The following is a 14,514-nucleotide window of genomic DNA, read 5'->3' as shown; positions in this document are numbered from 1 at the left end:
CAGCTGGTCGGTCTGCCACCAGACAGCAGCCAGAAGGACAAGCATCACAATCACACTGCCCGCCCTCATGACGGCGTACTCAGGCCCAGCAGGCACCAGGCTTTAAAATCATTGCGCCGGTTAACCAGGCCGGCGGAGCGCTTACCGCCCACATTGACGAAATCAGTCAGCCTGTTGCACATCTGCGGCCATTGTCTGGCCTGGGCATGCTTCCAGATCGTGGTCCTCTGCTTGCGTCCGTTTTTATCGGTGAACCACATCAGCCCAGTGCAGCCCAGATTCAGGGCCGCATCCGTCATAGCCTCAAAGGTGAGTTGCGGCATGTCGGCACCATGGAAATTGTTATTGATGCAGTTCTCCGCCCGTTGCAGATCGTTGATCCAGCGCCGCGCTATTTCCTGGTTGCTATATTCGCGGTTTTCCACGCCGCCCGTGGAGCCAATGCCAACCGTCAACACCCCCGCCGTGCAGTAATAAGGCGTGCTGCGGCAGTCTTCCCAACCTGCAATTTTCTGCTGCCCTTCTTTCGATGTTCTGACGCTCCCGGGCGCCAGCGAAATGCCCAGAGCCACTATCACCGCAATCGAACATTTTTTGATGATGTTCTTCATGCAGGTTTGTCTCCGTGCAGTTGCTCCAGCAACTGCCGCTCGCGGTCCGACAGGTTGCGGGTTTGCGCCTGGCGGAGAATCTGCTCGATCAAATCGTTACGGCGCTGGCTGGCCTGCTCAATGCGGCGGCGGTGAATCGCAAGCCGGACGGCGGAAACAATCCCCAGAAGAAGGCCAGCCAGCGCCAGTTTTTCGCTGACGGTCATGACGCCCACGCCGGTCACCAGGGCGGATGTTGCAAACGCAAAATATTCGTTAATACGATCCAGAGTCATTCCCATAACTGGACGGTTACCCGTTCCACCTCGCTGGTTATCACGGGCATTTCGATCTCCTGCCCGGCATTTAAAAATATCTGGTTGCTCAGTCCCGGATTGGCTTCGAGCACCTTCTCCGTGACACCTGCGGTTTTGCCGTAATGACGCCAGCAAAGCTGATCAACCGTGTCGTTTTGCAGCGCCCTGACTTTCATCAGAACAGCTCCGCATAGATCCGGGCTTCTTCCCGAATGTCTGCGATACTCCAGCGCCCATCCCGCCAGAGATCGTCGATCTGCCTGTCCAGAGCCTCCGCGTCCTTGTCGCCCTTTGGCGTGGTGCCGACGTCCCTGTAACCTTCCAGTACGCTGGCGCGCGTGAAGGAGTAGACCGCACGCCGGAAGCGGTAAACTTTTGCGCTTTCGCCGTTAATCAGCTCGACGGGTTCACCGGCGGAAGTCAGCAGTACAGAAGCCAGCGATTCCGCGCCTTCCGCCTCCCTTTGCTTCCGCCAGTCCTTCAGTTGATCCGCGACATGCAGCGCGGCCTCCGTAGCCATATGCATCAATCGGGAAGTCGTAATATCACCGGCGATGCGGGCCGCGAGGCGCAGATCGTGGAGTTTTACCGTCGGCCAGAAAGTACCGACGGCAATCTGTGCGCCGCCGTCGTCCACGTCTGTCACATCACTTTCAGCAGGTCTGACGGGGCGCTGCGCGATAAAACTCATCGTCGTTTCTCCGGTAGGTCAGGCGGTGGGCTCCCGGTAAAAAGACCGCATAACGGGCAGATCGCCGGGCGCGCCGCCTGTGGCGCGGGGCCAGTTCATTACGCTCAGGCGTTTACTTTGACGGCGGTTTTCGTTGTCTTTTTTGCCGCCGTTTTGCGGGTAGCTTTTTGGGTGCCGGCCGCCGTTTTCGTCTGCTTGCGCGTTCGTGTTGTTTTTTCTGCTGCGGGTGTTTCGGTTGCCGCTGTATCGCTGGATGAAGGCTCATCTTCCGCATCACCACTCGCCGTGCTGGTCAGCGGCGCCTTCTTCAGCGCGCTGACCAGAGAGGCGATCTCCCGTTTCACGCCTGCGCCCGGGTTCAGGCTCATGGCTTCCCGGAAGAGTTTCAGCGCTTCGCCTTTTGTTTCCGCGTCTTCCGTGTCGCGACGACAAAACGCCCTCACCTTGCACAGCTTCGCGCGGACCTCATCCGGCATATCACTGTCAGCCACAATTTCGGCCAGCTCGTCCAGCATGGCGATATAGCCTGACAAATCGGCTCCGGCGTCCGTGGTGGCGAGGTTCAGAATGGGATTGCAGATTTCTTCGGTCAGCACCGTCGGTGCCGGGCGGCGATAGTTGTCATCCGGCATGCTCAGGCCATGCTTAACGACATAGCGCCCGATACGCAGCGCCAGCGCATAGTCGGAGCAGTCCACCGCCCACACCATCAGCGTGGTGATGACAGGATCCGCGCGCCCGCTGTCGCCCTCGATCGTGCCGTCAATCCATCCCTGAAACTCAGGAAGGATGCTGGCCTTTACAGCGGCCTTCGCCTGGCGGGACTGGATTTGGCTTAGCGAAGATTTATGCATATGCAGGCGAAAGAGGATCTGCTCATGCGCGGTGCGCGTCTCCGCGTCACGCTCATCACTGATGCCCCGCCTCTCTGCCATGACCTTCTGAAAGTGTCTTTGTGCCGGTGTCAGCATGGGTTCATTCTCCTGGGCGGGCTTGCTGCCCGCCATGTGATGGGGATTATCAGGCGAATGTCACGCCGTCGATCATGGCAATCATGCCGTACTCTTCAATGACATAGTCATCATTGCTGGACTGGTAAGTCGCCACGCGGTTGTAGTGCGGCTCTTCCCGGATAGAGCGACGCAGGGAGCCTTTCTGGTAGTACACAGAGAGGTTTTTAAGGTTGGTGATCAGCACTACATCTTCAGGAATACCCGGGACAAAGACCGTCGGCAGACCGCCGATCTTTTCCTGGCTGACAATGAGCTGCGCGGCCAGCAGTTCGGTATTCGGATTGGTCTGGCTGAGCGCGTTCACTTTCGGCAGGTTCACTTTCAGCAGCAGATCGGACGAGAGCACAGTCACCAGGCCGGGAGCGCGACGGAACCAGGGATCCATAAGGCTGTGACGCGCATCAAGCACGGCGGCATCAATATTGCCGTAGGTGCCTGACGCAATTACCGAGTTATTCTCATCACGGGAGGTCAGCGTGATACCCGGCATAATGCGCTGCGGCGCTTCATTGCGGATTTTTTGCAGCCAGCCAACGCCGCAATCCTGCAATAACGGGTAGGTCGTGCGGTCGGAGTTTTCAGAGTAATGCGTGCCATTAAAGCCAATCATCTGGCGATCCAGCCCCAGCTGACGAGCCATCGCATTACTGATTAATGACTGAAATTCAGGGTGACCGGCCCACGCGTCCAGCTCCGCATACGAAAGCGCATAGTCATAGTTGGTTTTGCGGCAGTGGTAGTTCTGCGGCTCTTTGTTATGGTTCGGTGCAGGGTTACGGCGGTTGGTGCCGTCCGAGCTGTTATTGGTGCTCGCCATCGGTCCCTTACTGCCAATTTTTACTTTCTGCCCTTCCTGCTCTTTAACCCCAAAGTGGTTAACCAACTTCATGAAGTCATCCGACTCCATGGCGGCCTGTTCCAGTTTTTGCTGGATAGTAGGATCGACGCTGAAACGATTGGCAACGGCTGAGGGTGAGACACCGTTCAGATGTGCCTGGCGCACAATGTACTTATCAAATAGTTCGCGGGTCTGGTTTTCCATGGTTACCTCTTAGAAGTCTGCAAGCTGCGCGCTGCTGTTGCCGGTTGCCGCCGGTCTTGCGCTGTAATTTTCTGCGGGCTGGAGCTGAAGCTGACCGCGCAGCTCGTTAAGTTCGCTGGTCAGTTGCTGAATGGTGGCTTTATCCTGTTGGCGGTCCTGTTCCAGGGCACTGAACCGGTCAATCTGGTCTGCCTGAGATTGAGCAACGGCTTCAACAACCTGATGCAACTGACTGAAACGCTGATCGTCGGTTTTCTGGCCTTTGCCAAGGATGCCCATCACGCGGTTGAACCAGTTGACGCTCTCCTCGCTGCGATGAGCTGCCAGTTCGATCACTTCAGCTTCAAGCGCATCAGAGAACAGCGGCGCCTCGATCTGCTGGTTATTGAACGCCATCACCTGCGCGCGCTGCTGCGCGGCAAATCTAAGGCGCTCAGTCCCCAGACTTGCCGGAGTGTCGGTCATCGCCAGGCCGACCACATACGCCTTGCCGTTAAGGGCAAACTGCGGATGCAGCTCAATACTGGAATAGATTTTTTTTCCTTCATCGGTGAGCTGCTTCATTCGTGCCGACGCGTCGATCTCGGCATAGAGCGCCGTACGACCGGCCAGCGGCCCTTCGGTGATATCCTCCGCGCTTAATGCCACAACATCCCCCATGGCGCCAAAATTGCTGTCAGGAAGCATGGAGAGATAGTGCTCCACGTTTACGCGGGCGCCGTAAACGTCCGGGTTGTAGCTCGCCGCCGCATCGCGGAGGTGCTGCGGCTGGATCTCGCGCCCGTCAACGGTGGCGCCGGAAACCGCAACGCGAAACTTTTTGCGGGCGGGTTTAGTCGTGCTGGCCATGTCGTTTTATCCTGTTGATTTATGTCAGTCGCTGCATCATCGCAGAGCCTAAAAGCCCGGCGCCACGCGGTTTTGTTGTCGGAGAACGGTCAGACCTGAAAGCCCGAGCCGCGGGGATCGCGCGCAGGTAATCTCCCTGCTCAAAAGGGGGAAGTGATGATTCAGGATGCGTTTATTCGATTGAGGGCAAAGCAGCTCTACTGGCAGGGTTACCCGCCCGCCGAAATTTCGCGACTCATGGGTATCAACTCAAACACGGTTTATTCGTGGAAAAAGCGTGACGAGTGGGACGACACAACGCCTATCAAACGGGTGACGCAATCCATTGATACTCGTCTCTGCCAGCTGAGCGCGAAGGACAATAAAACCAGTGGCGATTTCAAAGAGATTGATCTGTTAACCCGGCAGTTGAAAAAGCTAGATACCGGGCAGGCCTCCACTATCACCGGCGTAAAAAAAACCAGTCGTCGCAAGAAGAAAAACCACTTCTCCGAGGAGCAGATCGAGGCGTTGCGCTTAAAAATTCTCGACTCTCTCGCATGGCATCAGCGCGGCTGGTACGAACAACGAGATCAGCGTAACCGGATGATCCTCAAATCACGGCAGATTGGGGCAACCTGGTACTTTGCCCGCGAGGCATTGCTGGGCGCACTGAGAACAGACGTTAAGCACGACTACCAGCGCAACCAAATCTTTCTGTCAGCATCACGAAAGCAGGCGCTACAGTTCCGCAACTTCATCCGCAAAGCGGCTGAAGAGGTGGACGTCGAACTTAAAGGCGGCGAGCAAATCACGCTGTCAAACGGCGCAGAGCTGCATTTTCTCGGTACGTCGGCGGCGACGGCGCAGTCGTACACCGGCCACCTGCGATTTGATGAGTTTTTCTGGACAGGAAACTTTATCAACCTGCGTAAGGTCGCCGGCGCCATGGCAACACTTAAGGGCTTAACGCGTACTTACTTCTCTACTCCATCCAGCGAAAGCCATGAAGCCTATCAGTTCTGGACCGGCGATCGATGGAATGCGAAACGGCCTAAAGCGCAGCGCGTTGACTTTGACGTGTCCTGGAAGAAAACCCATAGCGGCGTGCTTTACCCGGATAAAACGTGGCGGCAGATCGTCACTATTCAGGACGCTATCAACAACGGCTGGGACTACACCGACATTGATGAAATCAGGGACGAAAACAGCCCCGATGAATTTGAAAACCTGTACATGTGCGAGTTCGTCAAAGACGGCGAAAGCGCGTTCAATCTTAGCCAGTTACTGGGGTGCGGCGCTGACGGGTATGACGACTGGCCCGACTGGAAACCGTTCGCCAGTCGCCCTATAGGCCAACGTGAGGTGTGGCTGGGCTACGACGCCAACGGCGGCAGCGGCAATGGTGATGCCGGTGCTCTGTCCGTAACTGTCCCTCCCCTTGTGGCTGGCGGCCGGTTTCGCACGGTTGAATTGAAGCAACTGCGAGGGCTTGAGTTTGAACAGCAGGCGGCGGTCATCAAAGAGGCTGCCGAGCGCTACAACGTCACTCACATCGCCATTGACGGTCAAGGCGTCGGGGAGGCGGTCTGGCAGATTGTTAAAAACTGGTTCCCGGCGGCTATTTGCTACCAGATGAGCCTCTCTTCCAAGCGCGCCCTTGTCCTCAAAATGTTGCAGGTCATCCGCGCCGGCCGCTGGGAATATGACCGCAGCGAGCAGGGCCTGGTCAGAGCCTTTAACTCTGTTCGCAAAGTTGTTACGCCCGGCGGTTTCATCACTTACGAAACGGACCGATCGCGCGGCGTAAGCCATGGTGATATGGCGTGGGCAACCATGCTTTCGATTATTAATGAACCGTTGGGCCAGGAAAGTGGCGGCGGTGGTTTCGCAATGGGATGGTAACTTTGAAAAAGAAATACGGAAAAAAGCCGATAGCCAGCACCGCCGGCCCTGACATTGTGGAGTCACTGAAGGCCGATCCCGCTTTGACAGCGTTCAGCTTTGACGGCCCTTATCCCGTGCGGGATATGGCCGATTTGCTGGACAATCTCTATTGCATGGATAACGGGCGATACTATGAGACACCAGTAGATTTTTACGGACTGGCTAAAGCTCCGCGCCAGAGCGCCTGGCATGAGTCGGCGTTGTATTTCAAACGTAATGTGCTCACCGGCTGTTTTATCCCGCACAAACTGCTCAATCGCCAGACCTTTTCCGCGTTTGCGCTGGACTGGTTCACGTTTGGCAATGCCTATCTCGAATTGCCGCGTAATCGCCTGGGCGGCCCGCTTCCCTTCAAACACTCTCTTGCGAAGTACACCCGGCGTGGGAGCACAGATCTCGATCAATACTGGTTTATCCGGCGCTGGAAAGAAGAGCACACATTCAAATCAGGAACGGTTTGTCACGTTCTGAACCCTGATATTAATCAGGAGGTCTACGGTATGCCGGAATATATGGCAGCACTGCTGGCCGCCAGCCTGGCCCACTCCGCTGACATGTTCCGTAAGTTGTACTACGACAACGGATCGCATGCTGGATGTATCGTCTATATTGGCGCTGGACAGGTTGACGATAAAAGCATGAAGGCAGTCAAAGAGACGTTGACCGGTGCACGTGGGAAAGGCGCATTTAAAAATCTGCTGCTGCATGCGCCAGGCGGCGGCAAAGACGGCGTACAAATCCTCCCCTTCCAGCAGATCACGGCGAAAGATGAGTTTATCAACATTAAGAACGCCACACGTGACGACATACTCGCAGCGCACCGTATCCCGCCGCAGCTGATGGGCGCCATGCCAGAGGGAAACGGATCATTTGGGGATATCGAGAAAGCCGCTCGGGTCTACGCTATCAACGAACTGACACCCGTGATGGAAGCGCTGAAGGTGGTCAACGAGTGGATCGGAGAAGAAGTGATCCGCTTTAACCCTTACGCGTTGCTTACCCCTGAGAAATAACCGCCAGAAAAATTCAGTTTCTTTAAACAACATCAGCCATCTATAACAGGCCAGCGTTTTCGCTGGCCTCATCTTTTCTGCTTAAAAAATCCCGCATCTGCTGCCCTCTACGCATCGCTGCTTTTTTCCTGCGCGAGGCATGCCTCTACCTAAAATCACCGCTCACCGTGACGCAGAACCCGTGAAATTGCGTATTCTGCCGCCTTCCCTACCCTGACCCGCTTGCGGGGACTTGCCCCCCGTCACCTGCGCGCAGCAATCCTCTCATTTTTCGTGCATGCATAGAGTCGCCTCAGGTCTCGCCCAAGAGTGGGTTTAAACAGAATATAATGCTTAAAAAAAATGTGCATTTTTTGGCATTTTTATGCGAAGCTACACCTGCTTGCCAATTAATAAAACGAGGGCTATTTATATGGAATTAAAGCGTTTCTCACTGAAAAATCTTTACGGTTATAAAAATATTGAGCTAGTTTTTAATAATGAAGCAACAATAATTATTGCAGAAAATGGGGCAGGAAAAACAACACTTATAAACTCATTAAATGCAGTATTAAGAGGTAATGCTGATGAGTTAAGAAAGCTGAAGTGTGATTCAATAGAAATTGATTTCAAAGATAAAAGCTATGAAATAAATATATCTGAACTGAATTTCTCTGATTTTCTAGCCACTGCACCCTTACCTACACAATTTTTAAAAATGATGTCATTCCTAAAACCATCTCAAATTGATGATTTGTTACATGATATAAAGAGCAGATCCGTAAGGGAAATAAGGGAATCAAGAAATAAGGAGTGGTACCGCCTTATATATAACTCAACCCCATATGGATACTCCGAGATTGATAATATATTAACCAATATAAAAAGGCTTCTTAACAATCACTACTCTCAGCAGCTTGATATCTTTCAAAATCATGAACTAGGAAATGGAAATCAAAAAAACAAGTCAACTTTAGCGCTTGAAGAAATAAAAAATAGAATGCGTAATTTTGACATAATATATCTTCCAACCTACAGGCGAATTGAAAAGGCGACATTAAGAGATAAATATACAATCGAGTCAGATGAAAAAATGCAATTCCGTGATGGAGAGCTTGTAAAAATCCGCACATCTTCTGCTAACGGTACACATATTGAGTTTGGTCTTTATGATGTCGAATTAGAACTTAAAGACATTAGTGAATCAATCGAACGTCGTTCAAGTCTAGGGTACAGAACATTAAGTGCAAACATTATCGAAGACATGATGACTGGAAAAATAGACGATAAACGCACTCGATATAGAATACCTGCTATTGATGAGCTTTCAAGATTTTTAGGTAGGGTTGTTAACAAAGATAAAGAAGGAAATGAAAAAATAATCGGGGAAGTAACGCGCATAATGAAAGATAAAGCTGCATTAGCATCTAATGGCAACTTAATCTACTTTTTGTCTAAATTAAAACCGGTTATAGACTCTACAAAAGAGCTTGAAGAGAAAATAGAATCTTTCGTGTCAATGTGCAATAAATACCTGCAACTCTCTGATGATTCTAAGTTTTTAGATTATGACGTTGAATCATTGCAGGTTATTGTAAAAGATTTACATACCAATAACCCCATAGGCTTGGAAGATTTATCATCCGGAGAAAAGCAAATTATATCTCTGATGGCACATATGTACTTAGATGATACAAAAGCAAAGATAGTACTTATAGATGAGCCTGAACTTTCATTATCAATCGAATGGCAAGAACACGTACTTGTAGATATAGTGAATAGCCCTTCTGTTTTACAAATGTTTGCCATTACTCATTCTCCTTTTGTTTTCAATAATGAACTGAAGAAAAACGTTAAATCTTTAAATGTTAAAAAGAATTTAAGGAACTTTGACAAATGAACAGTTCACGCTTTGAAATGATGATGCATTCAATAAAAAAACCATGCGTCTTACGTTTAAAATTAATTAAGGATAAATCACCAAACAAACCACTTTTTATATTTGAAGGCAGTGATGATTATGATTTTTATTATCACGCAATGAATTTATGCGCATTCGATAAAGATTTTTCACATATCAAGGGCTCTGGTAAAGATCAGTCCATAGCTCTGTATGATGAACTATCTTCTGAAAATAGTGAATTTCTTGATGGCACTTATTTTTTTGTTGATCAAGACTATTCATTATTTTGCTATTCTAATAAAAATATATTCACACTTCCATTTTATGCTATTGAAAGTCCATTATCTGACAACAGAGTAATAAAACATTTTTTGATATCTTCATTTAAACTTGACGAGGCAAACAAGGAATTAATAGACCGATTGATGACATTTTATGAGTCTGCTAAAAAAGATTTCCATGAAGGCATAAAAAAAATATCAATACAACTATACATGTCTAGAATTCTTAACCTTAGCGTGGAATTTCCAAGCAACGCACAAATATTCAAGGCAATTAAAAAAGACAGCGTGACATTCAAATTAAATGACATTCCTGAAATCACATCCAGACTCAACAATATGTCTAACGATGAAAAAACCTATCACGATATTATCTCTAATTTAGACGAAGAACTATTGATTAGAGGCAAGTATGTTTATTACTTTATATGTGAGTGGCTTATGGTCATAAAAAAATACATACATAATCGAATCGACTCCGCCATAGCTTTAGACAATACCAGAGCACTGCCACTTTGCCAAGTACCAAAAGCTCAATATAACCACACCGATCTTTCCATATCTAGATTAGCTCCCTCATGTAAAAAGGTTAAAGAGTTTGGAGAATTCCTAAGGCAAATTTAAATTACTATTGGCCTCTTTTTATGTATTGAGGCCATTTACAATAAGACTCACAACGACAAAAAAATCAGAATCTGCTACCCCTAAGGGGATTCCACAAAGAGGTAGTAGTGTCAATTAAGTAGCACAGAGGATCATTTTCGCATAACTTAGATACGTAATGAACTGAGTCAAGGCCAGTACAGGCCTGTAGACTAAGCAATTTAAGTCAGAACATTTAGAGTCGGAGTATTTATGCCAATTCCAGATAACATTGCTGCCAAAATACTTGTTAAATCAGCTAGGCATTGCTGTATTTGCAGAAGATTTTCACCATTGCAAATTCAAATACATCATATCGTCGCGCAGAGTGAAGGAGGTTTAGATGATGAAGACAATCTAATACCAATTTGTATTTCATGCCATTCATCTGTTCATTCAAAGATGCACATGACGAAAGGATTTAGCAGGGCAGAATTAAAAGGACATCGCGATGCTGTGTACGATATGGTTGAAAAAGGAAAGCTTCCTGCACAACCTCAAGTAACCGGCGATGAAATGCATGCATTATCAACAGTTATTATCGAAACATTGAAAGCAGAGGGGAAAAGTCAAGACCTTTCTGAGCGTGCGACAGAGATTCTATTAGCTGCTGCATGCGAGGAAAGCCCAGCATTAATTAATAGGACAGATGATGGAATTATTATCGAGTCCAACGGACAGACCTTTCATTTTTATTCCAAGGAAGTAAAACAGTATCCTGATGAGCTATTTGAACTTGCGCATGCTGGTTTCATGAGCCTTGATGGGGCGACATCAAGCATAACGAACGCCGGTATTGCTCATGTGCAAAAGATTGTAAAAACAACAGCCAAATATACAGAGAAAAAAGTCAGATGCATGAAATGCAGTCTACACTTTACTATCTTTTCTTGGTATCCAGAACTGCATCGAGCTAACACTCTCCATTGTCCAGAATGTGGACAATCTGAGGGATTGTTTATTGTTTGGGCTCAGCAGAAATTTGGTTTTATTTTTCAGAAGGTGCCGGGTAATTCATCGCTATGGGACATGGGGAATCTTCCCTAGTAGTCACTCAGCCACAAATCTTAACTTTTCTATTTTCTCCAGCCCACTGTCTTTACGTTATTTCTTGACTGAGCTGGAGATTCAATTATCATCTTGGAAAGTTGCTCTTTGATTTAAATTTTCCGGTACTCTCTTACTTCCCAAAGCAATGAAATTAACTCTTCAACTTTAATATTCACTGCCCCATTCGCATCATACTGATTAATCAGTTCTGCTATGCGCTCATCAGTAATGATCAAACTATAACTAGGGATTTGAGTAACAAAGTTTATTTCCTCAGGCCGTGGATGAGCTGCATCCCAATCTTTTTCCGCTTTTTCTCGTAACAATTGCCATTCGGGATAACGGCTAAAGACCTGCTTCTCAAAATCAGACCTGTTTTGCTGCCCTTTGTCCTCATACTTTGATAAATCGAGATTAATAATTGGAAAAGGTGACTTAACCTCAGATTCTACCTCTGGAACGTCCTCACTATCGAACGGTTGAAGCCCGCGGCAGAGATTGCAAATTCGATCTGTGTAATAAAACTTCTCTTTGTAGTCCAGCTCACGACCACATTTAATGCATCGTTTTATTTTGTTCGACAGGAAGCTGGCAATATTCGCCTCTCGCTTATCATAATCGTCATACATGTTCACCCCCTGTTCTTATCTCCCCCAAAGAGTACAGCCCATCCTCTAGTGTCCAGAGACCTGAGCATGTCGGAATAATGCCCTACTGGATTATCTGTGATGTGACCTACATCTACTTTATTGTGTTTTTTCAATAGTTTCCACACATTCCGAATTTGAACATCTGAATTCTCTGGTTCCATACTGCGCAGCGCCCCATCGTGAGTCGCGTAGTAAATGCGATCACCATAACGTATGCGTTTACCATTAAATAAATGATTAACCTGGGATTCACTAAGTTCGATGCCAATAGATGAAGCAAAATTGCTCAACAAGACCTCATACGGAGAGTAATTGCGTGATTCTACGTGACCCTGCGCTTTCTTCTTGTTATAGATCTCCTCTGTAATCCTTCTCAGTATAGCCCGGCGCTCTTTTGCGGATAGTTTACTCACATCAAGCGCTCCCGTTACTTCACCGGGGGTCATTATCTCGGGTACAGCAACGTCAGTTACCATCTCTTTTTTGCGAATTTTTGGGTTTGGGGGACAGTTATTGCCACGAGTCCAAGGGGCGACGGGGTCGCCCTGGGCGGCGCTTTCAGCGCCTGGGTTAGCGGGAGCCTTCTTCACCATCTTCCAGGTATGGACATGCGTGCATATTTTGTTTTCCTTACCGGTGATTGGCGACCAAATGCCATAAATACGAATCCCGTGATCGCCATAGGTTCCTGGTTCGACTGTCGGCTCGTAGGCGGTATGAATGAGGTAATTTTTGCGGGGAACAAGTACACCGCCCTGCTTCATGATGTAAGTGGCAAAACAGCCAACATCAGCAGCTGCGAGCACAGCGTCCAGTTTTGGATCCATAAGTACCGGAGCACCCGGTTTGCTGGTTTTCATTGCACGAGTTGCCTGCGATGCGAACAATCGTAACTCGCGGTACGCCTGGCGGCCTGGAATCCCAAAAAAACGAAATTGTTGAACACGGTGCAACGATGCCCATGCAGTGACGTACTCGGCACTATCACGTAGTGATTTACCCGTCTCCTTGCTGACGGTGTCACCCAGCCCACGCCCATCGATGTTTTTACTGACGTACTTTGCAATATAACTGGCCGGAGTCCCCTTTCGCGGGTCTATCAGCTTTGACTTGAAACGAGCGCCAGTGTTATTGCCAAGTTCGGCGCGATCTTCTCGGATAGCGAAACGACGCAGCAGCTCTGTGATTGCACGTCGATGTTTTTTGCGCATAAAACACAATAAATGCCAGTGCACAGTTCCATCGTGATGTGGTTCGGCTACGCGGACGCCGTACCAGCGCAGCTCTTTTTTGTGCATTGCCTTACGGAATGCCGCAAACGTATCAACCAGATAGTCGCTGCTTTTCCTAACTGTCGAGTGATCCCATGTAGGATTAGGCTTCCCGTTCATCAGTGTGGCGTGGTACTTAGAAGGACAGGTGATGGTATAGAACATGGCGCAGTCGCCACGCATTTCAGCTATCAATTCCAGGCCTTTGACACAGGCCATCATCTCATTACGACGGTGCGCTGGATTGCTGGCACTTGCAAGCACCACATCCTCCATGCTGAGCGTGTCGCCATCTTCGTTAATCAGATCATGGTTGCGGAAAAAATCCATCGCCTTACGGCGTTGTTCCCGCTTCTGCAACAGAATGTCATGGCTGACATAAGGTGATGCGTGCCGATGAACAAGGCACGCAGCCCGAAGTAACTCTTCCCGCCATTCGTTGCGGAGTTGCCACAGCTTACGTTGCCACCAGTCAGCACAACGCATACGGGCAAGCGCGCCCGGTATCAGCTCGTAATTAATCGGGTTGCGGCGATTATGTTTGCTGCGGAGCGCTTCATAACCCGGCGGGATAACATCAAGGCGTGACACTTCGGCCGCCACACGACAATAGAGCTCCAGTATTACGATGGGAGAAGCTAATTCATCGGTCAGCATCTCACCGCAAAGCTGGATAAAAATCATATCAATGTGCGCTGCGACCAGCGTTGAAAGCCGCTTAACCTCCCGCTGATTCAGTTCAGCAAGTCGAAGGAGTTGATCAAGGCTATCCCTGCCAGCCATGGCCTGGAATGACAGCGACGCCTGGTTAGCGCGGACCTTGTCAATTCTCACTAATGAGGGAGTAATGACCTCATTCAGATAGGTAGGCAAATGGCGCGGATCTTCTGATTTTTCCAAATACTTAATCCTTGTTTCCAGCGGCTTGCGCAGGAAACCAGGCAAGCTGGCGACGTCATCACGAATCAGGGTAAGAGGATCAACACGATGGAGTTCTGCATGTCGCTTAGCCTTCTCAATCAGCGCATCATTCAATTCGTCATAGTGCCAGGGATCGCAATGTGCAACAGAAAAGAGGTACTCTTCTGCTGCACGACTCATTGCTTCAGCCTGCTCGCGTTGATCGCTTTTATCCTGCTCATAAAGCGCAATCCAGACGGCCAGCGCAGAGGGTTTCCGTGCAGGCACATCAACAGCATAAGGGTTTACTGGCTGCTTTCTGGCATTCCAGCTCCATGCCAGGGATGTGGAGTCAGGCATAACTCACCTTCGAATCTTATTTTGCAAAGCCAACGCT

14 protein-coding genes are annotated in these 14,514 nt (G+C 49.2%); 5 read left to right on the top strand and 9 right to left on the bottom strand.

Annotation, left to right across the window (positions count from 1 at the left end; all coding sequences use genetic code 11):
- Window positions 1-65: 65 nt before the first annotated feature.
- The 7 genes from CE636_RS25805 to CE636_RS25775 form a co-directional block, all read right to left on the bottom strand.
- Entirely contained in the window at window positions 66-611 is a 546-nt protein-coding gene (locus CE636_RS25805) for a lysozyme (protein WP_004213111.1), read from the bottom strand.
- Window positions 608-892: a hypothetical protein gene (locus CE636_RS25800; protein ID WP_004215823.1), complete on the bottom strand. Its 285-nt coding sequence runs from the start codon at window positions 890-892 to the stop codon at window positions 608-610. The genes CE636_RS25805 and CE636_RS25800 overlap by 4 nt, the downstream gene beginning before the upstream one ends.
- Window positions 883-1,083 (bottom strand): tail protein X, encoded by a 201-nt coding sequence (locus tag CE636_RS25795; RefSeq protein ID WP_004131559.1) that lies wholly within the window; start codon window positions 1,081-1,083, stop codon window positions 883-885. Before CE636_RS25795 ends, CE636_RS25800 begins: the two co-directional genes overlap by 10 nt.
- Window positions 1,083-1,598 (bottom strand): head completion/stabilization protein, encoded by a 516-nt coding sequence (locus CE636_RS25790; protein WP_017898628.1) that lies wholly within the window; start codon window positions 1,596-1,598, stop codon window positions 1,083-1,085. The genes CE636_RS25795 and CE636_RS25790 overlap by 1 nt, the downstream gene beginning before the upstream one ends.
- A gap of 104 nt (window positions 1,599-1,702) precedes the next feature.
- Complete coding sequence (gene gpM / locus CE636_RS25785; protein WP_017898629.1) at window positions 1,703-2,569, bottom strand: phage terminase small subunit; 867 nt, start codon at window positions 2,567-2,569, stop codon at window positions 1,703-1,705.
- A 49-nt stretch (window positions 2,570-2,618) separates the two neighbouring features.
- Window positions 2,619-3,653, bottom strand: coding sequence for a phage major capsid protein, P2 family (locus tag CE636_RS25780; protein WP_017898630.1), 1,035 nt, complete (start codon window positions 3,651-3,653; stop codon window positions 2,619-2,621).
- A gap of 9 nt (window positions 3,654-3,662) precedes the next feature.
- On the bottom strand, window positions 3,663-4,502 hold the full coding sequence (locus tag CE636_RS25775) for a GPO family capsid scaffolding protein (RefSeq protein ID WP_017898631.1): 840 nt from the start codon (window positions 4,500-4,502) through the stop codon (window positions 3,663-3,665).
- 156 nt (window positions 4,503-4,658) lie between these two features.
- Here CE636_RS25775 and CE636_RS25770 point away from each other — a divergent pair, with 156 nt between their 5' ends.
- From CE636_RS25770 to CE636_RS25750, 5 genes are all read left to right on the top strand, one after another.
- Complete coding sequence (locus tag CE636_RS25770; protein WP_017898632.1) at window positions 4,659-6,386, top strand: terminase large subunit domain-containing protein; 1,728 nt, start codon at window positions 4,659-4,661, stop codon at window positions 6,384-6,386.
- Window positions 6,380-7,441, top strand: coding sequence for a phage portal protein (locus CE636_RS25765; protein WP_017898633.1), 1,062 nt, complete (start codon window positions 6,380-6,382; stop codon window positions 7,439-7,441). Before CE636_RS25770 ends, CE636_RS25765 begins: the two co-directional genes overlap by 7 nt.
- 412 nt (window positions 7,442-7,853) lie before the next feature.
- Complete coding sequence (locus CE636_RS25760) at window positions 7,854-9,320, top strand: AAA family ATPase (RefSeq protein ID WP_017898634.1); 1,467 nt, start codon at window positions 7,854-7,856, stop codon at window positions 9,318-9,320.
- Window positions 9,317-10,228 carry a DUF4435 domain-containing protein gene (locus CE636_RS25755; RefSeq protein ID WP_017898635.1) on the top strand — a complete coding sequence of 304 codons (912 nt, stop codon included), beginning with the start codon at window positions 9,317-9,319 and terminating at the stop codon, window positions 10,226-10,228. The genes CE636_RS25760 and CE636_RS25755 overlap by 4 nt, the downstream gene beginning before the upstream one ends.
- Window positions 10,229-10,459: 231 nt before the next feature.
- Window positions 10,460-11,293, top strand: coding sequence for an HNH endonuclease (locus tag CE636_RS25750; RefSeq protein WP_032446976.1), 834 nt, complete (start codon window positions 10,460-10,462; stop codon window positions 11,291-11,293).
- 113 nt (window positions 11,294-11,406) lie between these two features.
- Here CE636_RS25750 and CE636_RS25745 read toward each other — a convergent pair whose 3' ends face one another.
- Together CE636_RS25745 and CE636_RS25740 are read right to left on the bottom strand one after the other, a co-directional pair.
- Window positions 11,407-11,925, bottom strand: a complete 519-nt coding sequence (locus tag CE636_RS25745; RefSeq protein ID WP_017898637.1) for a hypothetical protein — start codon at window positions 11,923-11,925, stop codon at window positions 11,407-11,409.
- A gap of 2 nt (window positions 11,926-11,927) precedes the next feature.
- A complete protein-coding gene (locus tag CE636_RS25740; protein ID WP_017898638.1) occupies window positions 11,928-14,477 on the bottom strand; it encodes a replication endonuclease in 2,550 nt (849 codons plus the stop codon).
- Window positions 14,478-14,514: the final 37 nt, after the last annotated feature.

This window comes from Klebsiella sp. LY, from assembly GCF_004010915.1.
Classification (GTDB): domain Bacteria; phylum Pseudomonadota; class Gammaproteobacteria; order Enterobacterales; family Enterobacteriaceae; genus Klebsiella; species Klebsiella quasipneumoniae.
Note: the sequence above shows the minus strand (reverse complement) of the source record. Positions and strands in the feature narration are given on the sequence as shown.